This is a genomic window from Shewanella sp. BF02_Schw (assembly GCF_014596695.2).
GTDB lineage: Bacteria > Pseudomonadota > Gammaproteobacteria > Enterobacterales > Shewanellaceae > Shewanella.
Genome location: NZ_JABKAW020000003.1, coordinates 377,223 through 401,662, shown reverse-complemented (window position 1 = coordinate 401,662; position 24,440 = coordinate 377,223). Strand labels below are relative to the sequence as shown.

The following is a 24,440-nucleotide window of genomic DNA, read 5'->3' as shown; positions in this document are numbered from 1 at the left end:
TTTAATTCTATTGACTAAAGAAATGGTTGTGGGAGTAGGACTTGATAAAAACTACGACCTTCGACTCTTTATTAATAAAAAGCTGAGCCCGACGAGCTACCAACTGCTCCATCCCGCGTCCGATAAACGCTATCAATTATTTTAATTCTATTGACTAAAGAAATGGTTGCGGGAGTAGGACTTGAACCTACGACCTTCGGGTTATGAGCCCGACGAGCTACCAACTGCTCCATCCCGCGTCCGATTGACGCTGCTTTAATTCATCTTATTAAACTGGCTAGTTAGCGTGTTTAACGGTCTGCTTCAAAGCGGGGCGAACTATAGCGATCCCCGTTTATATTTGCAAGTAAAATCTAGGCGATAGCTATTTGTTTGCTGGTAAAATAAGCGAGTCACTGCTTTATCGTACGATATTGCCAAATTAACCCAAAAATAAGGGATTTTAACCGTCCATTTCGATAAGTCGTTGGGGTTATGTGTTTGAGCAGGTATAATGCTGCACTGAATTTTGCGTAACCGATGACTGACTAATACATGTTTAATTTTTTTGCTGCAGCCCCAAAGGGTTTCGAATATAGCCTTGCTTCTGAACTTAAAGAGTTCGGAGCAACCGACGTTAAAGAAAGTGTTGCTGGAGTATATTTTTCTGCTTCATTAGAGCTGGCTTATCGCATTACATTATGGACTCGTTTAGCGAGCCGTATCGTATTAGTCATCTATAAAGGAGCTTGTGATTCTGCAGAGCAACTTTATAACGCAGCATACTGCATTGATTGGCCATCGCATTTTTCCCATAAAAAAACCTTCAGTATTGATTTTCACGGCACGGGTGGTTTCATTAATAACACTCAATTTGGTGCGCTGAAAATTAAAGATGCTGTAGTTGACCGTTTTCGTGATGATGGTACTCCTCGTCCCGATGTAGAACGTGTCAATCCAGATTTTAAAATTGATGCCCATTATCGTAATGGTCAACTGACTATTTCAATGAATTTCTCAGGCGCTTCTTTACACCAACGCGGATACCGTTCAACTACGGGTGAAGCACCATTAAAAGAAAACCTCGCTGCCAATATGTTGGTACGCAGTGGTTGGCAAGCTAATCCTATTACTGTGCTTGACCCATTTTGTGGCAGTGGCACGGTATTAATAGAAGCGGCATTAATGGCTGCTGATATTGCGCCTGGACTAAAACGTGAGAAATTTGGTTTCGAAAATTGGCAAAGTCACAATAAAGCAATGTGGCAGGTTATTTTTGACGAAGCTCAAGCGCGTGCAACCTTGGGCAAAACTCGTTGTAAGCTTAAATTTTACGGTTCAGACATAGAACCTCACCTGATTTCTATCGCTAAGCGCAATGCTGAGAATGCTGGTGTAGCTGAATTAATTGAATTTAGCGTGTCAGATGCGCTCGATGTAACACCTCCTGTAAGTGAAGGCTTTTTGATTTCTAACCCGCCTTACGGTGAGCGTTTGGGTAATGTTACTGAGCTTTTACAACTTTATTACCAACTCGGTGATAAGTTTAAAAAAGAGTTCGGTGGCTGGAAAATTGCTATGTTGTGCAGTGATGTTGAACTTATATCATCGCTTAAACTAAAAGCTGACAAGCAGATGAAAATGTTCAACGGCGCATTAGAATGTGCTTTTAACATTTATACCTTACACGCCAACAGTACCCGCCGCGACGTGCCTGAATTGCCTGAAGGTGTTGATATTATCGACATTGCGCCAGCATTTGCGAATCGTATTAAAAAGAATGTTAAACAGTTTGAAAAATGGGCTAAAAAAGAGCGCATAGACAGTTATCGTTTATATGATGCTGATTTACCTGAATACAACGTCGCCATTGATAGATACGTGGATTATGTTGTTATTCAAGAATATTCAGCTCCAGCAACTATTCCTGAAGCGGTGACTAAACGCCGTATTAGTGATGTGCTATTAGCCTTGCCTGGGGCGTTAGGGATTCATCCTGATCGTATCACCTTGAAAACTCGTGAACGTCAGAAGGGTGCTAACCAATATCAAAAAATTGACGAACGTAAAGTTGAAGTTATCACTGAAGAATATGGTGCTAAATTTAAACTTAACTTAACCGGTTATCTCGATACGGGTTTGTTCCTTGATCACCGAGTTACACGTAAACTGGTTGGTGATAAAGCAAAAGGCAAAAATGTCCTTAATTTATTCGCTTACACAGGCTCTGCATCAGTACATGCTGCGATCGGCGGAGCTAAATCAGTTACCACCATCGACATGTCTAATACCTACATCAATTGGGCCAAAGAAAACTTTGCCTTAAATGGTTTGTCTGGCGCTAAATACGACTTTATTCAAGCAGACTGTTTGCAGTGGATAAAAGATAATAGCCATCAGAAATATGAACTCATTTTTATCGACCCACCGACGTTTTCAAATTCAAAACGTATGGAAGACAGTTGGGATGTGCAACGCGATCATGCAGAGATGTTAGGTGGCTTGATTAAGCTGCTTTCTCCAAATGGCGAGCTTATTTTCTCAAACAACAAACGTAAATTTAAGATGGATATCGAGGCGTTGAACCAAGCAGGTATCGACGTGACTAATATCGACCATTTATGTTTACCGCTGGATTATAAACGTAATCCACATATCCATAATGTTTGGCTACTGACTCATGCTAAAAAATAGTTCAGTCGCTTATGTGCTATTTCACACCGAGGGTTGTCATCTGTGTGAAATAGCTCAAAAATTGGTTGATCAAACCGCAATACATTATCAGCACATCGATATTTGTGATAACGCATCACTTGCAGAGCGTTATGGCATGAGCATTCCTGTATTTGTACAGGGCGAACGTGATTTATTCTGGCCTTTCGATGCCGCACAATTACAAGAATTTTTAGGAGTTTAGATTGAGTCTGGTACGCATTAATAATGGCTCGTTAGCCTACGGTTACATTCCTTTGCTGCTAAATGCAGATTTTACCATTGAACCTGGTGAGCGCGTGTGTATTGTTGGGCGTAATGGCGCCGGTAAATCAAGTTTAATGAAAGTATTATCAGGTGATGTATTACTTGATGATGGTGAGTTTAATATTGCAAATGACGTTAACGTTAGTCGTTTACAGCAAGACCCTCCTAAAGCAGAAACCGGATCGGTTTACTCTTATATAGCAGCGGGTTTGAAAGAAATTGGTGAAGCGTTAGAACAGTATCATCAATTATCACACGATGTTGCAGATGCTAATCCTGAGCAGATGGACCGTATGCTGAATCAAATGCAACGTCTTCAGGAAGTGTTAGATCACAATGACGGCTGGCAATTAGATTCACGCATTATCCAAAACTGTCAGTTGTTAGGTCTAGATCCGGATAAGCCATTAAATGAATTGTCTGGTGGTTGGCAGCGTAAAGTGGCGTTAGCTCGTGCCCTTGTTGTTAATCCTGATTTATTACTGCTTGACGAACCTACCAACCATTTAGATATCGATACCATTGAATGGTTAGAGCAATTTTTATTAAGCTTTAAAGGCGCTATCGTATTTGTAAGCCATGACCGTGGTTTTATTCAAAGAATGGCAACGCGTATCGTCGATTTAGATCGTGGTGTAGTGGTCTCATTTCCAGGTAACTATCAAGTTTATTTAGATGGTAAGCAAGAATGGTTACGAGTTGAAGCTGAGAAAAACGCTCATTTTGATAAAAAACTTGCCGACGAAGAAACCTGGATCCGCCAAGGTGTTAAAGCGCGACGTACTCGAAATGAAGGTCGTGTTCGAGCGTTAAAAGCACTACGTACCGAACGTAGTGAACGCTTAAACCGTCAAGGTAACGCCAAAATGTCGGTATCTGATAACGAACGCTCTGGTAAGTTAGTATTTGATATTAAAAATGTTAACTATAATTTGCCTGATAAAAATTTAGTTAAAGATTTCAGTACTACTGTCATACGTGGTGACCGTATCGCGTTAATTGGCCCAAATGGTTGCGGTAAATCAACGCTAATCAAACTGTTAATTGAAAAGCTGCAGCCTCAATCTGGCGAAATTAAAGTCGGTACTAAGCTAGACGTTGCCTATTTTGACCAGTATCGTGAAGCGCTTGATCCAGAAAAAACAGTAGAAGAAAACGTTGGTGAGGGTAAAAGTACCGTCACAATTAATGGCCAAGATCGCCATATTCTTAGTTATCTACAAGATTTCTTATTCTCGCCAATGCGTGCTCGTACTCCGGTAAAAGCACTTTCTGGTGGCGAGAAGAACCGTTTGTTATTGGCGAGATTATTATTACGCCCTGCCAATTTAATTATTCTCGATGAACCAACAAACGATCTTGATATTGAGACGTTAGAATTGTTAGAGTCACTGCTTGCTGATTTTGCTGGTACATTACTTATCGTGAGCCACGATAGAGCATTTATCGACAATACCGTTACCAGCAGTTGGTGGTTTGCGGGCAATGGACAATGGGCTGAGTATGTTGGTGGTTACCAAGATGCTGTTGCTCAAGGTGCAAAGTTTTATTCTGAGGAACCTGTTGCAACTAATGTTGTCCAACCTACCGCAGTGGTTGAAACAAAGCCTGTCAGTATCCCTGAGAAAGCAGTCAAAAAACTGTCTTACAAATTGCAAAAAGAATTAGATACGCTTCCGAGCCAAATGGAACAGCTCGAGCAAGATATTGCCCAATTGCAGCAAACCATAGCGGGTGCTGATTTTTATAATCAACCGCAGGATTTAGTCAATAAAGCATTGCAATTGTTGGCAGAAAAAGAACAGAATTTAGAAGTTTGCTTCGAGCGATGGGAAGAGCTTGAGTCACTGAAGTAAAGCATAATAAAACAGGAATAGTTACATGAAGTTAAAGTTTGATAAAGCCTTATCCCTTGTTGCGATAGGTGTATTAAGTGTGATTGGAACAGTTCAAGCTGCGCCAGTATATGAAATTGTTAATATTGAAGATTTCGACCTAAATGGCACTATTGACGGTACACGTAATGGCTATGCCATGGCGGTGAACAGTCAAGATGAAGTTGTCGGTATTTCAAAAGGTAAAAAGAAACTTAGTACCGAAGACATTGAAGGCGGCATCATTGATGTTGAAGATGGTATTTCTGATGCAGAAGAGATTACCTATTCAGTATTAACACCAATAGAGGCAAATAACTTCACCGTCACTACCAGTGCAAATGCCGCTGAAGGCGCTTGGAAGCCTTCATTTTATAGCCTAGCTGGTACGACTAATCCTACTGACGTAGACAGTGATGGTGAACTCGTTGTTAATTCAATTGATACCTTCTTCTATGGTCTTAACAGTAATGGCACCAAAGTGGGTGCTTATACTGGTGAGCAAAAGACCTTGGCTTATGAAGGTACAAGCACAACACAAGAGCTTTGGTATTATCGTGACTTTGAACTTCGTGCCATTGCAGTAAAAGATGATGTTGAATTTTCATTACTACCTCCTTACACAACCTATGTTCGTGAACAAGATGCTGACACTAGTGCAGCTACCGTTGAGTTAGGTGGTTCGTCTGTTGCAGCCGATGTAAATGAAAATAATCTTGTTGTTGGTTATGGTAGTACCGCATTGGCTTCATCAAGTGTTGACCGTGTAGATAGCTGTATTACAAGTGCAGAAGACACCGATGCAGATAATCCTACGCCGCTCGCTATTTGTGTTCAAGATTCTCAGTATCCAGACACTAACAGCCGTCGTTATATTATTTATCAAACACGCGCTTTAGTATGGGATTTAAATAACATAGACGATGCCGGTGTACCTGAGCGTACTGAATTACCGTTAGGCTTAACCCCTGCAACGGACTCAACGCTAATTTACACCGCCCAAGCATTAGGTGTTAACAGCGATGATGATGTTGCTGGCCGCTCACATGTTTATCGTAATGGCGACACCGATAAATTATATTTTGATGCTGCTTACTGGAAAAAGAATGCCAATGGTGAATATCAATATAATTGGGTAGATATGGAGAATGAAGTCACAAGCTCTATCGCATATGATATTAATGATAATGGTATTTTAGTCGGCAGTTATCGTAAATATATTGGTGGTTATTTACGTGATAAATTCTTCACATTAGACACTAACAATCCAGAACAAGGGATTGTTACGCCGAATGACTTCCAAACCACATTGTCAGATTTAAGTAGCAAACCTAAAGATATCAACAATAAAGGACAAGTTGTCGGTTATGTTGAATCAACTTACGACAAAGAAAAGCCTCGTCCAAAAGTGGGTTTCTTATTTGAAAATAGTACTAGCGAATTTTCTAATTTAAACGATCTCCTTACCTGTGGTTCTAAAGGCTATGTACAGAATACTGATGGAGAGTGGGCTCGTCATCAAGTGAGTATTCAAGATGGTACTGGTGAAATATTAACTTATAACACCGATATTCAAGTTGTAGAAGCCAATAGCATCAATGAAGACGGCACTATTGTAGGGACTGCGTTTATTCGTAAACCACAATATCAAACCGATGCAACTACTGGTAATGTGCTTGTCGGTGAAAATAACCTACCGCTATTTGAATTAGATGGGAACGGTGCTCCAGTAACAGCATATTTACCGCGAATGGTTATTTTGAAACCAACCTCTGGTGAAGCATGTACGACTTCAGACACAGTTGAAGAAGTGGCTTATGTGCGTCAAGGTGCAGCCAGTTTTGCTTGGTTATTCACTCTGCCATTATTATGGTTGCGTCGCAGAGTAAAAAAATAGGCTTAACTGTCATCATAGACTCAGTGTAGTCACCGTCATCTAGCACCTCAAACAGGGGGTAGTCTAGAACCATAAAAAAATCGAGGAAATATTCCTCGATTTTTTTTAACCTAATTCTCAATACCTTAATAAAAGATCATTAAAATGATGGTTTTTTTGGTTGATTTTGGTTAAAAAACGATCTATCTCTATATGCAAGGCTTCAGCTTTATCATGTCAAACAGAAGCCTGTTACTGAAGAGGACTCATGCATGAAAAGACAGAAAAGAGATCGTTTAGACAGAGCATTTTCAAAAGGATTTCAAGCCGGAGTAGGAGGGCGTTCTAAGGAGGTTTGTCCCCATTCGAATCTGGATTCACGGTCTCAATGGTTAGGCGGATGGCGTGAAGGTATTGACGGTCGTCTTAATGGCCTATTTAACAAGTAGTACTTAATAAGTAACAGTTAATAAAATGCCCTCGCGATGTATATCGGAGGGCACTAAGCAATATGTTCAACGTATTTCGAGGTAAAGTAGAGTGTATGCGTCCGGGCAAGTACGTCTTCAACTGCGCTCATCGAGCCTTTATCTTAACGACTGATAATGACATCAGGAGTTAACATGGCTACACGTTCACATCAAGATTGGGCTGTTTTGATACAACAGCAATCCGCTAGCGGCTTAACGATTTCAAATTTTTGTCGTGTGCATAAGCTTAGTCTTAGCGGGTTTTACGCCCGCAAAGCGGATATGGCTAAAACAAGCAGTCAACCGATAGCGCCGTTTGTTAAGGCCACCGTGACCTCGTCGACGGCTATAACAACCCAAACTCAACCTACCGCTTCAGCCCAGACTATCCATTTTCAGCATCATACAGGGCTATGGACTTTCCCCAGCACCTTGCCTGCACGATACCTGCTGGAGATTATAAAAGGCCTACAAGCATGTTGATGTTTCGTGAGCTTCCGTGTGTTTATCTGCACCGTGCACCGGTGGATTTTCGTAAATCGATAAATGGTTTAGCCCTCATCGTTGAGCAGCAATTATCCTTACTGGCCACTGACGGCAGTGTGTTTGTCTTTTGTAATAAAGGCCGTGATAAATTAAAAATCCTCTACTGGGATAACACCGGCTTTGCACTGTGGTACAAACGCCTCGAGCAGGATAAGTTTAAGTGGCCGACGAAAAGTATGGATGAGTGCCTGAGTTTATCTGAGCAACAGTTTCATTGGCTGTTATCTGGCTTTGATGTGCTGGGTCATCAGCATGTGAACGGCTTGAATTACAGTTAATTGATCGCCATTGCGAAGGCTGTTTTCGATAATTAGATCACTGCTTTAGCCTTATCTAAGGGTATGTTTGGTATAATAATGCCATGAAACTAAACCCTGATAACTTACCCAATGACGTTGATTTACTTAAGCAATTATTGCTTGAGACGTTGGCGGCTAAAGACGCTGAAATCGCCGAACTTAAACACTCTGTGCAGCGTTTGCTTGAACAATTTCGCTTAGCCCAGCAACAACGTTTCGGCGCCAGCAGTGAAAGCCATGACTATCAAGGTGAGTTGTTTAACGAAGCAGAAGTGACGGTTGATGAGCCTGTTGAATTAACAGCAGATGCTGACGCGCCTGTGTCACCTAAACAGCGCGCCAAGCGTAAATTACTGCCTAAAGACCTGCCACGTGAAGTGATTATCCATGATATCAGTGATGAAGATAAGCAGTGTGAGTGCTGTGGTCATGAGCTGGCGTTAATGGGCCAGGACAGTAGTGAGAAGCTGAAGTTTATTCCGGCGAAAATCAGTGTGATTGAGCACGTTAGATTAAAATACAGCTGCAAGCATTGTGAAACCAAAGGAACCCAGGCCAATATCAAACAAGCGCCCGTGCCAGTCAGTCCTATCCCTAAAAGCGTGGCGACGTCAAGCTTGTTAAGCCAGCTCATTACCAGTAAATATCAGTACGCATTACCCCTTTACCGGCAAGAAACCTTATTCAAGCAACACGGTATCGCCTTAAGCAGGCAAACCATGGCGGATTGGATAATGAAATCTGCAGCGCTGTTCAAGCCCTTATATGATTTACTCCACCACCATTTATTAACACAAGATGTCATCCACGCCGATGAGACCACGCTCAAAGTGATTAACGATGAGCGGGTGAAATCCTACATGTGGGTGTATTGCGCTGGCGCGGATAAACCAAGCACTGAGCCTCGATATCAAGGTTTGCGCAATATAGTACTGTACGACTATCAAGACGGTAGCCGCGCGGGCACCTGCGTGAGCCGTTTTCTGGCCACCGAGCAAACGGTATTTAATGGTTATTTACAAGTCGATGGCTACGCGGCTTATCAGCAAGCAAACAATAAACTGGTCGGTTGTTGGGCTCATGCGCGGCGTAAATTCAAAGAAGCGCTAATAGCACAAGGCAAGCCCAAAGTAGGCAAAATCAGTAAAGCGGATATGGCATTGAGCATGATAGCCAAGCTGTACCGTATTGAAACCCAAATACAAGCACTGAGCCTGGAAGAGCGATTGTATTTTAGGCGCACCCACTCACGTCCTCAGCTGGGGTTATTTAAGCAATGGTTGGATAAATCAGTGCTGCAAGTATCAAAGGAAAGTCCGCTAGGCAAAGCCATCCATTACAGCCTCAATCAATGGTCAAAGCTGAGTTGTTACACGCAAGACAGTCGCCTCAATATCGACAACAACCGCGCAGAGCGGGCAGTAAAACCGTTTGTGATAGGGCGTAAAAACTGGCTATTCAATCACAACCATCGCGGCGCTGAGGCGAGTGCAATTTTGTACAGCATCATAGAAACGGCTAAAGCGAATGGACTTATCCCGTTTGATTACATCGAACACTGCTTAGAACAATTATCCTACCCTGATTGTGACCTCAACAGTCTCTTACCCTGGCAGGTTAAGCTAGACAAGGCGTAGTTCGCCGGACGCTTACAGTAGAGTTAATTAGAACGTCGATGTATCGCTGAAAATACCTACTTTTAAATCAGTTGCTGAGTAGATTTGACGACCATCAACTTCCATCGTGGCATCAGCTATACCCATAACCAATTTTCGGTGAATTTTGCGTTTAATATTAAGCTTGTAAGTCACTTTCTTTGCATCAGGTAATACTTGGCCGGTAAATTTCACTTCACCCACGCCTAATGCTCGACCTTTACCTTCAGCGCCTTCCCAGCCTAGGAAGAAACCAACAAGTTGCCACATAGCATCCAAACCTAAACAACCAGGCATTACTGGGTCACTGATAAAGTGGCAATCAAAAAACCATAGATCGGGTGTGATATCGAGTTCGGCAATTATTTCACCTTTACCAAATGCACCACCATCCTCATTTATGGTAATGATACGGTCAATCATCAACATATTGTCGACAGGTAAGCGCGGTCTATTTGGGCCTAAAAGATTGCCATGACCACATGCGACAAGTTGCTCTTTAGTGAAACTATTAGCTTTTTCCATTTAAATCGATACCACTTAATTGACTGATAATACTAACAAGATAGCGAACACGTGTAAGCTAAACAACTCCGATCACTAAATAATGTGCAATCTAGCTAACAATTTAGCAAAAAAGTTCAGTTCCACGTCGTCATCATCTTGTCCGGCTAATTTATCTAAACGTTGTTGTACTAATCCGTAAAGCGTGTCAGGTGCAAAGTCGTTATCTTCATTCGCGACTCCAGCAGGCATTTGCATCAGCAGTTCAACTGCTTGATCCATATGCTCAATTGCATGGATATGAAATAATCCTTTATCAATAGCTTCAATCACAGCAGGTTCAAGATTTAGCTGTAATACATTGGCCTTAGGCATAATAACACCTTGTTCGCCCGTTAAACCGCGGCGTTGACATAAATTAAAGAAACCTTCAATTTTTTCATTCACACCACCAATCGCTTGTACATTGCCAAACTGATCTAATGCGCCTGTAACCGCTAAACTTTGGATAATCGGTTGTTCAGCTATCGCAGACATTAAACAGCAATACTCAGCTAGTGAAGCGCTATCACCATCAATTTCTTGGTAAGACTGTTCAAATACAATATTTGCATTCAAATGAAGAGGCGCGTCACGACCAAAAATACGGTACAAGCAAGCAGATAGGATCATCATGCCTTTTGCATGAATATTGCCACCCAACTCTGATTTTCGTTCAATATCTGCCACTTCGCCATCACCATAATGCACTGATGAGGTAATACGGGCAGGCTCACCATAGGTATAATCGCCAGTATCAATAACCGTAAGGGCATTAATCTGACCTACCATAGCGCCTTTAGTTGGCAGATTTATAAAATTATCATCAAAACTTTGAGCAGAATATATTTCAGAGCTATTGTGACGGAATTTTAATTTTTCCAGTGCTTTAGCTATAGCTGCAGCATTCAATGTAGCTTGACCTGAATATACTTTTGCTTGACCTAATAGTTGCCTAAACTCCAACATACTTAAACTTAAGCGTTGTTGATGTTCAACCAAACGAGAGCTATACCAAAATAACGGTAACAAACTTGATGGTTCTAATTCAACAGATTCTGCTTGGGCAAGCACGTTCAACCATTGCACATAAGACGATTCAGGATGCTGTGTTAGATCAACTTCATTACTCATTTCAGCCAGCAATGGAAAATGGTGATTAAAATTTCGGTCTTCAACTCTAAGCTGGCTATACGATAAACCAGAGCCCACAAGTACAATTTTACAATTCAGTGGAATAGGCGTTAACTCATTATTAATACGATAAAAGCCATCGTGGATAATTTGCATCAACAAATCCCACAAACTCTCGCGCTGCCATAATGATGCTAAGCAAATAAACACGAAATGATTTTTGGCTAGTGCACCAGGTTTATAAACACTGGATTTATCCGTTTTAAGCATTCTACCGAGCAAATCAGCACGGCGAATAGTCCCTTGTAAATAGCAGGACAATGATTCTTGCTTAGCGATAATGCCGACATGTTCAGGAGGGAGTGTTTGTTGCCACTTAAACTGAATATCTGCATCTTCTTGCTGTTTTTTTGTCGCAACAAGGTAATGATTTGAAGGCGTGTTAGCTTGAGTTACCAACGCATCAATAAATAGTGATCTATCTACCCCTAAAAAATCAGCAAGAAATAAATGTTGCGAATTTGTTTTGCTCATTAATTTGAATGTTTCAACCACTCGTTCTTGACCAAGCAGTATATGACTTGGAAAAGAAACTGAAGTCGATGCATCAGGTAAATGATATTGAGGAGCGAGTTTGGCACTAGGCAGTAGCGTTGAATTCATATAGTGGTAATTTAGCTGCGACAACGAAAAATAATGAGATGATATTAGCATAAAGCACCACAAAAGCCTTAGCAGATTCAACTCTTCTAGCTTACCTGGTGTTGTTGAAGTGATTCAAGTCCATAAAAGAGTCACCAACGAGTTTTGTGTTGATTAAAAAAGTCTCGATGATGACAAAAATATGAGCATGCTGATTAAATGCTATGCACTCAGGTGTTTTTTTTAACTTTATGGTTTACAAGCAAACGAGTTACTTATATTATTCAGCCCGTTCGGAGGGATGGCAGAGTGGTCGAATGCACCGGTCTTGAAAACCGGCAACGGTTTATCCCGTTCTAGGGTTCAAATCCCTATCCCTCCGCCACATTAAATACGAGAAAAGCCGTTGATTATCAACGGCTTTTTTTGTTTTTGGCGTTTGAGGGGCTCTCCATAAGGATTGACTCAGACAATGTATCTTTATCGAGCACCCAACAACGTATACTTCACACGTATCTGCTTAGCCAAATATTTACGCGACAAGGGCTTTCCCTTTGACGTAAAAGTTTCCTTACTAACTCGTGACAGAGCAGAAGCAGTCATCCGTAACATTGATGTTGCCGGAGCACTCAAAAAAATCATCAAGTCTATTGACCATCAAACCCGTATTAATGACTTTATTCGCTACGTTGATGAGGTCATTAACCATCTCAGAGCTCAGTTTGATGCAGCTGATTCTGATATTACGTTCAACATCACGCAAAAACCTCATGCTATCCCCAATAGAGAGACTAAATTGTCTCAGCATCGTGAAACTACCGCTGTGGCGCAAGCAAAGCCTGTAATTGGGTTAAACGAAGCATTAAGCGCATTTATTATCTCAAAACAAAAATCAGCCATCAGGCCTCTCTCTATTAAGCAGCTTGAGCAGCGTACTCGGCATTTTATTGATACCGTACCATCAAAATATAAATCAAAATCCACTCTTAAAACCAAGCTTAAAACTGATGATAAATGTGTGCATGACATCACCAGTGCTGATGCGATGACCTATCGCGATGAGTTACTGACTCAAGGCCGAAGCTACAAAAGCAATAAAGAGTACTTAGCAGCAACATTCCAGTTCTTCAAGTGGTGCCAATTAATGAATTACTGCACCAGTAACCCCTTTGAAAGCGTTACTGTCGGTCAAAAACCAAAAGCTAAACCGAATCAAGCTAGAGACCGCTGGACAGCACCTGAGTTAAAAAGATTAATCCGCTCGACAGCATTCAACGACTCAACAGCTGATTTTAAGTGGGTCACCCGTTTGATGCTTTATGGCGGTTTAAGGCCTTCAGAAGCCTGCCAGCTCAAACCTGGAGATATCAAGTTAATTGATGGCATACACTGCATTAGCGTTGATGATAGTGGTGCTGTACAACGATTAAAGAACCTCAATGCCAAACGTTATGTGCCCATTCACAAATACTTGCTTGAGCTAGGTTTTATTGCGTTTGTTGAGCAAAGAAAATCAACTCATACCCAGCTGTTTGATTATAAACCCGTTGGTATAAACGAAGATTGGTCAAAAACTTACTGCAAACAGCTCGCTAAGCTTCAAACCGAAATTGGCATGCAAGCGAATCAGCGTCCAACCGCCTACGGCCTCAGACACACGTTTATCGATGAAATGAAGCAACTGGATATCAGCGAGCATATCGTGGCGCAAATCGTTGGCCACGCTAATCCCAACATAACATATAGCCGTTACGGCAAGGATGTAAACGTTGCAGCATTGCTTAAGGATATTGAGAGAATTGAATATGACATTTGATGATCGGGTGTGGTTAATCGATAAGCATTAAACCTCGAAAAATATCCAGACGCAATTGGCAGTAACAGCGCCCAATGAGGCACAAACACTGCCAAAGCTGTCATTATTTCGCTACAGCAGAGAGCGAAATTTAATGGTATTGAAAATGGCTCGCAGTCAGTGAGTGCGAAAAAAAAATTGTAAATCAAACAAGCGTTTCAAACATTGATTTTTTAATAAATTGTCTTAAATGCTCTGCAACCCAGCACGCATCAGCTACAGGGTAGTGCGAAATAAATCTTTTCGCTCTCACTGAGAGCGAAATTTGTTTGTAAAAAAGAGTGAGTAGTGGTTTTAACTGGAACTTTATTAAGGATATATAGGGATTCTGCATAAAACCAGCCAATTCCACCGACTAAGGTAATCCCATAGCGTTGGTTGATAGCAATCACTGTATATATAGTTAAGGAATATAATATCAAAGAGTTTATGGACAAGTTTACCTTGCAGTTAAGTGTAATGGTCATTCTTACCTCGACCGAAATTTCACAGCCTTAAGGTAGTAGAAAGCGGCTACTAACGTTGCCCGAAGGGTTAGGCCAAAGCATTTTTTTCTTTGTTGGAAGATATTAGCTTAGAAGGCTAGGGCGTGTTGACCTTTGTATGAAATTCATACAAAACTAGTTTTTAATCAAAATAACCTTTAAATACCGATTAAAATGGGAGAAATAGCTCGTTATACAAGTATTCACTTAAATAAAATTGTACAAATTTACTTCAGCGAATAAAAAAAGAACAAAGATCAACTGCTAATAGTTTACAAAATTTAATTTAAGTTCTTGACCTTGAGTAGCTAGCGATTTATAACATTAATCATTGCTTTTAAAAATGAAAAATTAATAATGGCAAAGGATCTGTCTTATAAAAGGTTTCTATTCATAGAGTTGCTGGCATGGTGGCAAGGCTGCATAAGTAACAAACAACTTATGCAGCAATTTGGCATCAGCCGTCAGCAAGCTTATAACGACTTCAAAAACTATTGCGCTCAACATCCGCAAAACTTGATCAAGACAGATCAAGGTTATCAGCCCGCAACATGTTTTAATTCCTATTATATTTCAGGTGAACTGCCACAATTTCTACATTGGTATGAAACCGAAACGATATTAGACAAATCTGCGCAATCATCTCACGTCACCCATCTGTCTATTCCTCAGCGCATAGTATCTGTTGATGTCATTCGAACTTTAGTCACAGCCATTGAGCAATATAAACGTATTGAAACTCAATATGTGTCTTTATCACACCCCGAAAATGACGGCCGAATATTTCATCCGCACACCTTTGTTAATACCGGATTACGCTGGCATGTAAGAGGGTATTGTGAAAAATCTCAAGGATACCGTGATTTAGTGCTTAGCCGCTTTCGAGACCAGGTCGAATTACTCGACCGTTCAAACCACTCCATTTGCCTAGACCAAGCATGGCAAACGATTATCTCGATAGTATTAAAACCCGATTATCGTTTATCGTCAGCTCAACAAGCCGTATTGGTAAATGATTACGATCTGGTTGATGGTCTACTTGTCATCAGTACTCGTGCCGCTTTAGTCAATTATGTGCTCCATGAAATGCAAATTAACACCAAAATGTTAGATGGCACACCAGAAGCGCAGCAATGGAATCTTGTAAACCGAGATGACATAAAACAATGGTTATTTTAATACCGGTGGCTAAATAAGCTAAAAAAGTGCTAAAAAACGGTAGAAAAATAACCAATAGTCAACTCACTTTACCTGTGTAAATAACCAGGGTAGATGAGTAAATAATAAATGGTATACAGTGCATGGACTTAGCACAACGAGGTGAATATGGACGACTTTAGCCCATCAGATTTAAAAACAATTTTGCACTCAAAACGCGCCAATATGTACTACTTAGAGTATTGCCGCGTGATGCAAAAAGATGGCCGCGTGTTATATCTGACCGAGGCTAAGCACGAAAACCAGTATTACAATATTCCTATAGCCAACACCACAGTGTTATTGCTTGGTAATGGCACCTCCATCACCCAAGCCGCCGTTAGAATGCTTGCCCAAGCTGGAGTATTAATTGGTTTTGCGGGTGGCGGTGGCACACCTTTATACATGGGTAATGATATTGAATGGATGACGCCCCAAAGTGAATATCGCCCAACAGAATATGTGCAAGGCTGGTTAGGTTTTTGGTTTGATGATAATAAACGCCTACAAGCCGCAAAATACTTGCAAACAGCTCGCATTGCTTACTTGCAGCAAGTTTGGTCTAAAGATAAAGAATTAATAGCCGAAGGATTTGTTTTTAGCGCGTCAACCATTCAAACCGCCCTAGAACGATTTACCCAGCGCACCAGTGCCGCACAAAAATCAGCTGAATTATTATTAACAGAAGCCCAACTGACTAAAGTGCTATACAAATTTGCCGCCAACAACACCGGCTTAGCAGACTTTAGCCGCCAACATCAAACCCCAAAAAACAATATCGACAAAGCCAATGACTTTTTAAATCACGGTAACTATTTAGCTTATGGATTAGCGGCTTGCACTTTATGGGTACTTGGGATCCCCCATGGCTTTGCGGTAATGCACGGCAAAACCAGACGTGGCGCTTTAGTGTTCGATGTCGCCGATTTAATTAAAGACGCCATCGTTTTACCGTGGGCATTTATCAGCGCCAAAGAAAATGCCACCGAACAAGAGTTTCGCCAGCAAGTACTGCAAAAATTCACCGACCACAAAGCTTTAGATTACTTATTTGATACCGTTAAAAACCTTGCGCTAATGTCATTTAGTGAGCCAAGTGATGTACTAATCGAAAATGCCACAATAGAAAATACACAACAGTCACCGGAAGAGGGTGACGCATCATGATGGTTACTTTTGTGAGCCAGTGCGAGAAAAACGCCCTGAAAAAGACCCGCCGCGTACTTGACGCTTTCGCCGATCGCATAGGTGATAACACCTGGCAAACCCTCATCACCGAAGACGGCTTACTCACCGTTAAAAAAATGCTCCGCCAAACCGCCAGTAAAAGCACTGCGGTGAGTTGCCACTGGATACGTTCACGCTCAAGAGTGCAATTGCTTTGGGTTGTGGGTAATAAATTGAAATTCAACGAGCAAGGCATAGTGCCAGTGAACAGTACGAGAAAAAATTTGTTAAACAGTGAAATAGAAAATGATTGGAAATATCTACCGTTAATTAAATCACTTACGGGACTTTCAGCATTACTTCATGACTGGGGAAAAGCATCTCGTTTATTTCAAGAAAAATTAAATCCTAATAGTAAAAATAAATTTAAAGGCGATCCGTTAAGGCATGAGTGGATTTCTGTTTTATTGCTTAATGCTTTAGTAAATAACAAAGATGATAAAACATGGTTAACCGATTTATCGCAGAACAGTTTTACTGAAGCACAGTTAAAAGAAACAATTAGAATTCCAAATTCAACACCATTAGATAAGCTCCCAAATGGTGCTAAATTATTGGCTTGGTTGATTGTTTCACATCATCGATTACCTTATACAAAAGGTGATTGGCGTGATGAAAAAGCACCTGACATATCCGCTATGCTCAAACGCATAACCCAAGAATGGGGCTATGAAAACAAAATAGACCCCGCAGAATACAACAAACGCGTTAAACATTGTTTTGAGTTTCCTAATGGTTTGTTATCTGAATCAACACAGTGGGCTCAAAAAATAAAACGTTGGGCAACTAGCTTAATAAGTCATTTACCTTTGCTTGAATCAGCTATGCAAGACGGTAGTTATCGTTTGATATTACACCACGCGCGTTTGTGTTTAATGTTAGGCGATCACTTTTATTCATCACAAGCGGCTGCTAAAAATTGGAAAAACACCACAGGGTTATTCGCTAATACTGACCGAGATACCAGTGAACTAAAGCAAAAGCTTGATGAGCATTTGGTAGGCGTGGCAAAAAACGCTTTAGACACTGCACATTTATTACCTGCATTTGAAAAAGAGCCTCCAGCTGCAACTGATCTTCAAGTATTAAGAAACGCGAGTCCTGCTGCATTCAAATGGCAAGACAAAGCCGTAACTAAAATTAATGAATGGAAAATAAAGCAAGACAAGAAAGTAACAGGTTTTTTCGCTGTTAACATGGCAAGTACAGGTTGCGGTAAAACCTTCGCCAACGCTAAGGTTATGCGTGCGCTATCGGCTGACGGCAAAAGCTTACGTTATATTCTTGCTCTAGGGTTACGTACATTAACTTTGCAAACAGGTGATGAATATCGGCAGCGGATAGGTTTAACCAATGCAGACCTTGCGGTATTAATAGGCTCAAGAGCAGTTGCTGAACTGCATAATCAAAGAGAAATTAAACAAGATGAAGTAACTGACGAGGTTCTAGGTTCAGAATCACAAGAAGCCTTATTAGATGAATTTATTGATTATGACTGTGAAATACCCGAAGAAGGACTAAGCACTGTATTAACTTGCACTAAAGATAAACAGTTTTTATATGCGCCGATCTTGGTGTGTACCATTGATCACTTAATGGCGGCAACAGAAACTAAACGAGGTGGGCGTTATATTCTGCCTAGTTTACGGTTAATGTCGTCTGACTTAGTAATTGATGAAATAGATGATTTTACCGGTGATGATTTAATCGCAATTGGCAGACTTATTCATTTAGCAGGCATGTTAGGTAGAAAAGTAATGATTTCATCGGCAACTATTCCACCTGATTTAGCATTAGGTTTTTTCAATGCTTACAAAAAAGGCTGGCAAATTTTCACAACTAGCCGAGACCAAGCAAAAGCTGAAATAGGTTGCGCATGGATAGACGAATTTACCACACACGTTCATAGCGTAAAAGTAACACAAAGCGATAGCGCCCTTGGACAATACCAAGCTAATCATAATAGCTTTATAGATAAACGTGTTAACAGCCTAAATATACAAGTCGCGAAACGTAAAGCCGACATCGTGCTTTGCCCATTACTCTCGATGGAAGCAGTAACCTCAAAAATTGAAGCCGAAGAAAGTAAGCAAGCTCATTATTTTTCAACTGTAAAACAAGCTACTTTAGCCAAGCATCAACAACATCATAGTATTGATACCAAAACAGCAATAAAGGTTTCATTTGGTGTTGTTCGCGTTGCCAATATTTCCCCCTGTGTTGATCTAACCAAATACTTATTACAAGCCGATTACCCACAAAATACCCAAGTGAAAGTAATGGCATATCATAGCCAACAGGTTTTGTTATTACGGCATGAACAAGAAAAACACCTTGATGATGTACTGAAACGCAAAGAAAAAGCTGGCGAACCTCAACAAGCATTTTCCAACCCTATTATCCGTAATCACCTTGACTTGTGTGCTCAAAAAAATAGCGATGTTAAAAATATTCTGTTTATTCTAGTGGCAACGCCTGTTGAAGAAGTAGGCCGAGATCATGACTTTGATTGGGCAGTTATCGAACCCTCATCTTATCGTTCAATTGTGCAACTAGCTGGTCGTGTACGTCGACACCGAGATGATGAAGTCGCGTGTCCGAATGTTGGCATCATGCAATATAACCTCAAAGCATTTAAAGCGAATGATAAACAAGATGGTAAGTATTTTATTCAACCCGGTTATGAAGATGGTTGGGATAAAACATTACACAGCCATGACCTTAATAAATTAGTGAATGAAGTACGCATTAGCGAAAGCTTAAATGCCATTCCTAGGATAAAAATACCTACCCAAGCAGATAAGCAGTTATTAGCGTTTATGGAGCATCAAGTCACTGCGCAACAACTCACAAACTTTACTACATTTGGTGCAAACACTCTGCAAGGTTATTTAACTGAAACCTGGTACTTAACGGCTTTACCACAAGTATTAACCCCTTTTAGAAAAAGTGAACCTAGCATTAATTTGTTTTTATTTTACAACCAAAATGAAGATACCTGTTATTTCACCGAAAAAGATCAATCTGGTAAGCCTCTGTTAGATATGAATTATCAAGCCATCAATCGAGAAAATATACTCAATATCAAGCAAGTAACGTTAACGGCAAAAGATAAAAAAAATTTATGGCTTGAACGAAATTACCAACAGTTATTAGAAAATTACATCAGTGAGCCGTGGTTAGTTACACCTAAGCGAGTGTCATTGCGATACGGAGAGTTAAATATGGTGGAACGTGAGAATGCGCAATACGAATATACCCGTGATCATTGAAAATGCTTGATTTTGTCCCAAATGGGATCATCATAGCCCCATGAAACAAATTACACTCTCGCCAGAACAAAAAGTAGCATTGGAAACTCGACATAAAAGCTCGAGTGATAGGCGTGAGTGTGATCGCATTAAAGCCATTTTACTACGCGATGAAAATTGGCCAACGCCAATGATTGCCCAAGCGTTACGTATTCACGAAACGACCGTAGTTCGATACATTGATGCCTATGCTCACGACCAAAAACTCACGTGTAATAGTGGCGGCTCCTTAAGTTATCTGAGTCAAGAGCAAACTGAACTATTGATTGCACACCTGTGTGAGGTGACCTACTTGCATAGCCATCAAATAGTCGCTTATATCTCAGAACAATTTCAGATTAAGTACACAGTGTCAGGCCTCAATAAATGGCTGCATAAACATCAGTTCAGCTATAAAAACCCTAAAGGGGTTCCTCACAAATTTGATGAAGACAAACAAACGGCTTTCATTGAATATTATGAGCAACTAAAATCCTCGTTAACCCCTGATGAACCGTTATTATTTATGGATGCGGTTCATCCGACCCAAGCCACAAAAATCACCGCAGGCTGGATAAAAAAAGGCGTTGATAAACCGATAGAAACGACGGGAAGCCGAACCCGTATTAACGTGGTTGGTGCAATCCGACTTGGTCACTTAACAGAAGCGGTCATTGAGCAATATAGCAAAACGGTTAACGGTGCATCCATCATCGATTTTTTAAACCAAATTAGAGCGCGTTACTCAACAAGTGGTGTTATCCATTTGGTGCTTGATGGCGCTGGATACCATCGAAATGCCTTAGTAGTTAAAGAGGCTGAACATCTGAATATAACATTGCATTACCTGCCGCCTTATAGTCCAAATTTAAACCCAATAGAACGATTGTGGAAGGTAATGAATAAGCATGCGAGGAATGGGCAATACTTCGCAACGACAAAAGAATTCCGACGAAAAATCACTGACTTTTTTAGCATCACCCTCCCCGATATTGCCGATACACTCGGTGATACAATTAATGATAACTTTCAGAAATTAAAACCTGCAGTTTGAATTCACTTGAGTATATAACGACCAGTTTGGGTTAGTTAAAGTGAACAAAAAAGGAGGTAAATAATGTTAGATCCTGCAATACAGAATTACTTTTCTGAACGGAAAGAGGCATGGCTAAAAAAGAATTCCAAAGCAGCTATGCAAGAATATGAGTTAAAAGAACTAGAGCAATTATGCGAACAACAATTCTCATTAAATGAATGGTTACCTAATGCAGCGAAACGGGCGGGTAGTAGAGCTTTCTCAACTCACCCTAGTAAATTTAGCCACCCTAGTACAGGTATAGGTAAGAATAATAAAAAGATTGGTACTTATGTAACACCAATTATAGCTAACCCAGAAAAAGTTAATGATGGTTTTTTAAAAAGTGGAAGTGTTTTAACTGACATGGATTCATTGGGTGATGCTGCCGCGCTTGATGTAGATAAATTTCTTAATTTAACCATGCAAGACGGTGATAATTTATTAACACACATTCAACAAGAAACCGACTTAGCTCAAACATTGTTAGCAATTAAATCTGCTAATTATCAAGAGCTGAGAAATGGCTTTTTAGCCATGGTTGAAGGTACAACGGAAAGTATTACTAGCTCTAAAATTAAACAAGTCTATTTCCCCGTTGATGATGATTATCACCAACTCTCACTGTTAACCAATTCAGGTATGGTTTACAAATTGCGCTCGCGATTAGACAAGTTACGTTTTTCAGATGAAGTAAAAGCACTTCGAGACAAAAAGCGTAAAAACGAGTTTAGCGAGCAAGGTTATAGTGAAATATACGACTTAACCACCATAGGTTATGGCGGTACAAAGCCACAAAATATAAGCGTGTTAAACAATCAAAATGGCGGTAAAGCGCACCTTTTATCTTCATTGCCACCGAGTATTGAAAAGCGAAATGTTCATTTTCCTAAAAGTGACTTTTTTACCGAGTCATTTAAAAAATATGAATATGTTACTCAATTCAAAGCACTGCATAACGTGTTTCTAGATAAGCGAAATAATATCAACATTCGTGATGCACGTGATCGTTACCTTCAACAAATAATAGACTTACTCATTGAAAAAATGTGGTCAGTTCGTTCGGTTTCACAAGCGCAATACCACGCTGACACTTCTTCACTATCAAGTGTTCAACGTACTTGGCTACATGATGATTTTACTGAAGAAAGAGAAACATCAGAGCAATGGTTAAATTCACTCATCAGTGAAATATCTGCATGGTTAACGCGCAGTTACGAAAAGGTGCTAGATAAGCAAGCAATCAAATTAGGTGAAGCTGAACGTTTACACTTTGCAGATGTGATTGAACGTAACAAGGAGTTTTTAAAATGAGCGAGTTTAAACGATTATTGCTACTACCTCATATAAAAGTACATAACGCTAATGCACTTTCTAGCCCGTTTACCATTGGCTTTCCTGCCATGACGGCATGGCTAGGCGCGGTACACGCACTGCAACGAAAGTTAAATGCGCAAGGTTATAGTGATATTAAATTTAATAGCGTTGCTGTGGTTAACCATCAATGTGACTTACAAACCCATAAAGGTGTTGATGACTTTGTACATTCAATTATTGGCACAGGTAACCCATTAGATAAAACTGGCGCAAGAAGTGCTTTTATTGAAGAAGCGCGTTGTCATTTAGAAGTGTCATTAGTCATTGAATACACAGGTATTGAAAAAGACGATGAAGCAACGTTGCAAGAAAAAATAACCCATTTACTTAACTGCAACATGAAAATAGCTGGCGGTGATATTTTAACGTTTAAAGCACCACAGTTTTTCAAAGTTGAAAGTGGTAACACAACAGACCTTAGTGCGTTAACACGAAAACTTATGCCCGGTTATGCCTTAATTGAACGTCGCGACTTAATGATTGAGGCCATGGTAGCAGGGCAAGATGCAATGGATGCCTTATTAGATAACCTGGTTATTCACCATCAATGTACCAAAGAATCGAATGATAGTGATGACGTTGTTACATGGACAAGTAAACGTAAACATAAAGGTTGGATTGTCCCTATTGCAACAGGTTTTCATGGTTTAACAGATTTAGGCGAAGCCAAAAATCAACGAGATCCAAATACGCCTCACCGCTTTGCTGAAAGTGTTGTAACGCTAGGAGAATTTAAAATGCCTCATAACATTAAATCAATCGACGAAATATTGTGGCGCTATCAACCAGACCAAACCAATAACTTGTACCTTTGTGCCCAAATTCAAAAAATTACTCAAACCGAACAAGAAATTGAAAACGCTTATTACGAATAACTTAATTTATTAAAAGGAAAATTAACATGGCTAAAAATCAAGATACCGCATCAGTATTAGCATTTGAAAAGAAACTAGTACCGTCAGATGGTTATATGTACGGCACACAGTGGGATGAACGCAATAAAAGTAATAATCACACACCGTTACAGCTCATTGAAAAATCGGTGCGCGGCACTATTTCAAATCGTTTGGATAAGGCGACAAAAGGCGACCCCGTCAAACTTAATGCAAAAGTGGAAAATGCTAACCTACAAACCGTGGATAGCTGTGCACTTGCGCCAGAACAAGATACGTTAAAGCTGCATTTTACGCTCAAAGTACTGGGTGGCGTACATACCCCTTCAGCATGTAATAACGCTTTATTTAAGCAAAGTTACAGTAGTGCAGTACGAGATTACATCAGTAAAGAAGGCTTTAAAGAACTAGGTAAGCGCTATGCCCTTAATATAGCCAATGGGCGTTTTTTATGGCGTAACCGTGTCGGCGCAGAAAATATAGAAGTACAAGTAAGCGCATTAAATAAAAATAGCAAACAATCCTGGGTATTTGACGCAACACAATTTAGCACCCGTCATTTTAACAATGATGACAAACAAGTTATTGAATTAGGTGATCGTATCGCGGCTGCATTATCTAGCGAAGATGATTTTTTAATGCTAGAGATTAATTGCTTTGTACAAGTGGGTAAAGCACAAGAAGTTTATCCAAGTGAAGAATTAGTACTTGATAAAGGTAAAGGTAAAAAAAGTAAAATTCTTTATTCAGTAAACGACATTGCAGCAATGCACTCACAAAAAGTGGGTAATGCACTGCGTAGTATTGACACTTGGTACCCTGAATTTGATGACCTAGAAAAAACAGCGGGACCTATAGCAATAGAACCCTACGGAGCGGTTACCAATCTAGGTAAAGCTTATAGAACACCATCAGACAAACAAGATTTCTACACATTTTTTGACCAGTGGGCGCGTGGTACTAAATTAGAGCGAGTTGAAGATGAACATTACGTAATGGCGATCCTTGTACGCGGCGGCGTGTTTGGTGAAAGCGATAAATAGT

The 24,440-nt window shown here is 40.3% G+C and carries 18 protein-coding genes and 3 tRNA genes; 17 read left to right on the top strand and 4 right to left on the bottom strand.

The genetic code is table 11. The features are described from left to right. Positions 1 to 23 precede the first annotated feature (23 nt). Positions 24 to 118, bottom strand: a tRNA-OTHER gene (locus HNW13_RS14320). A gap of 45 nt (positions 119 to 163) precedes the next feature. Continuing rightward, a tRNA-Met gene (locus HNW13_RS14315) sits at positions 164 to 239 on the bottom strand. Positions 240 to 534: 295 nt separating this feature from the next. On the opposite strand from HNW13_RS14315, the gene rlmKL reads away from it, so the two are divergent. The 8 genes from rlmKL to HNW13_RS14275 all read left to right on the top strand — a co-directional run bounded on the left by rlmKL (position 535) and on the right by HNW13_RS14275 (position 9,660). Further along, positions 535 to 2,673 (top strand): bifunctional 23S rRNA (guanine(2069)-N(7))-methyltransferase RlmK/23S rRNA (guanine(2445)-N(2))-methyltransferase RlmL, encoded by a 2,139-nt coding sequence (rlmKL, locus tag HNW13_RS14310; RefSeq protein ID WP_011638110.1) that lies wholly within the window; start codon positions 535 to 537, stop codon positions 2,671 to 2,673. Next, positions 2,660 to 2,896, top strand: a complete 237-nt coding sequence (locus tag HNW13_RS14305) for a glutaredoxin family protein (protein ID WP_192116339.1) — start codon at positions 2,660 to 2,662, stop codon at positions 2,894 to 2,896. Before rlmKL ends, HNW13_RS14305 begins: the two co-directional genes overlap by 14 nt. A 1-nt stretch (position 2,897) precedes the next feature. Next, the gene (locus tag HNW13_RS14300) at positions 2,898 to 4,814 is read left to right on the top strand and encodes an ABC transporter ATP-binding protein (RefSeq protein ID WP_192116340.1); all 1,917 of its coding nucleotides are present in this window, start codon (positions 2,898 to 2,900) and stop codon (positions 4,812 to 4,814) included. Between the two features lie 25 nt (positions 4,815 to 4,839). Then, the gene (locus HNW13_RS14295; protein ID WP_192116341.1) at positions 4,840 to 6,729 is read left to right on the top strand and encodes a DUF3466 family protein; all 1,890 of its coding nucleotides are present in this window, start codon (positions 4,840 to 4,842) and stop codon (positions 6,727 to 6,729) included. A gap of 251 nt (positions 6,730 to 6,980) precedes the next feature. Continuing rightward, complete coding sequence (rmf, locus tag HNW13_RS14290) at positions 6,981 to 7,157, top strand: ribosome modulation factor (protein WP_011638106.1); 177 nt, start codon at positions 6,981 to 6,983, stop codon at positions 7,155 to 7,157. A gap of 174 nt (positions 7,158 to 7,331) precedes the next feature. Beyond that, a complete protein-coding gene (locus tag HNW13_RS14285; protein WP_192116342.1) occupies positions 7,332 to 7,661 on the top strand; it encodes an IS66 family insertion sequence element accessory protein TnpB in 330 nt (109 codons plus the stop codon). Further along, positions 7,655 to 8,002 (top strand): IS66 family insertion sequence element accessory protein TnpB, encoded by a 348-nt coding sequence (gene tnpB / locus HNW13_RS14280; RefSeq protein ID WP_208062894.1) that lies wholly within the window; start codon positions 7,655 to 7,657, stop codon positions 8,000 to 8,002. The genes HNW13_RS14285 and tnpB overlap by 7 nt, the downstream gene beginning before the upstream one ends. Before the next feature lie 83 nt (positions 8,003 to 8,085). Further along, on the top strand, positions 8,086 to 9,660 hold the full coding sequence (locus HNW13_RS14275) for an IS66 family transposase (protein WP_208062892.1): 1,575 nt from the start codon (positions 8,086 to 8,088) through the stop codon (positions 9,658 to 9,660). Positions 9,661 to 9,687: 27 nt separating this feature from the next. On the opposite strand, the gene fabA is transcribed toward HNW13_RS14275, so the two are convergent. Then, positions 9,688 to 10,203 carry a bifunctional 3-hydroxydecanoyl-ACP dehydratase/trans-2-decenoyl-ACP isomerase gene (gene fabA / locus HNW13_RS14270; RefSeq protein WP_011638105.1) on the bottom strand — a complete coding sequence of 172 codons (516 nt, stop codon included), beginning with the start codon at positions 10,201 to 10,203 and terminating at the stop codon, positions 9,688 to 9,690. Positions 10,204 to 10,278: 75 nt separating this feature from the next. Continuing rightward, positions 10,279 to 12,018, bottom strand: a complete 1,740-nt coding sequence (locus HNW13_RS14265) for an AAA family ATPase (protein ID WP_192116345.1) — start codon at positions 12,016 to 12,018, stop codon at positions 10,279 to 10,281. Between the two features lie 274 nt (positions 12,019 to 12,292). Here HNW13_RS14265 and HNW13_RS14260 point away from each other — a divergent pair. The 9 genes from HNW13_RS14260 to csy3 all read left to right on the top strand — a co-directional run bounded on the left by HNW13_RS14260 (position 12,293) and on the right by csy3 (position 24,439). After that, a tRNA-Ser gene (locus HNW13_RS14260) sits at positions 12,293 to 12,382 on the top strand. An 87-nt stretch (positions 12,383 to 12,469) separates the two neighbouring features. Beyond that, a complete protein-coding gene (locus HNW13_RS14255; RefSeq protein WP_192116053.1) occupies positions 12,470 to 13,813 on the top strand; it encodes a tyrosine-type recombinase/integrase in 1,344 nt (447 codons plus the stop codon). Between the two features lie 881 nt (positions 13,814 to 14,694). Further along, a complete protein-coding gene (locus tag HNW13_RS14250; protein ID WP_208062891.1) occupies positions 14,695 to 15,516 on the top strand; it encodes a WYL domain-containing protein in 822 nt (273 codons plus the stop codon). Between the two features lie 147 nt (positions 15,517 to 15,663). Then, on the top strand, positions 15,664 to 16,701 hold the full coding sequence (gene cas1f, locus HNW13_RS14245) for a type I-F CRISPR-associated endonuclease Cas1f (protein ID WP_192116052.1): 1,038 nt from the start codon (positions 15,664 to 15,666) through the stop codon (positions 16,699 to 16,701). Then, positions 16,698 to 20,033, top strand: coding sequence for a type I-F CRISPR-associated helicase Cas3f (cas3f, locus tag HNW13_RS14240; RefSeq protein ID WP_192116051.1), 3,336 nt, complete (start codon positions 16,698 to 16,700; stop codon positions 20,031 to 20,033). The genes cas1f and cas3f overlap by 4 nt, the downstream gene beginning before the upstream one ends. Before the next feature lie 40 nt (positions 20,034 to 20,073). Beyond that, a complete protein-coding gene (locus HNW13_RS14235) occupies positions 20,074 to 21,105 on the top strand; it encodes an IS630 family transposase (protein ID WP_124011554.1) in 1,032 nt (343 codons plus the stop codon). 63 nt (positions 21,106 to 21,168) lie between these two features. After that, the gene (gene csy1, locus HNW13_RS14230; protein ID WP_192116050.1) at positions 21,169 to 22,440 is read left to right on the top strand and encodes a type I-F CRISPR-associated protein Csy1; all 1,272 of its coding nucleotides are present in this window, start codon (positions 21,169 to 21,171) and stop codon (positions 22,438 to 22,440) included. Next, complete coding sequence (gene csy2, locus HNW13_RS14225) at positions 22,437 to 23,378, top strand: type I-F CRISPR-associated protein Csy2 (protein WP_192116049.1); 942 nt, start codon at positions 22,437 to 22,439, stop codon at positions 23,376 to 23,378. Before csy1 ends, csy2 begins: the two co-directional genes overlap by 4 nt. Positions 23,379 to 23,404: 26 nt before the next feature. Continuing rightward, positions 23,405 to 24,439, top strand: coding sequence for a type I-F CRISPR-associated protein Csy3 (gene csy3, locus HNW13_RS14220; protein WP_192116048.1), 1,035 nt, complete (start codon positions 23,405 to 23,407; stop codon positions 24,437 to 24,439). The last annotated feature ends 1 nt before the right edge of the window (position 24,440 follow it).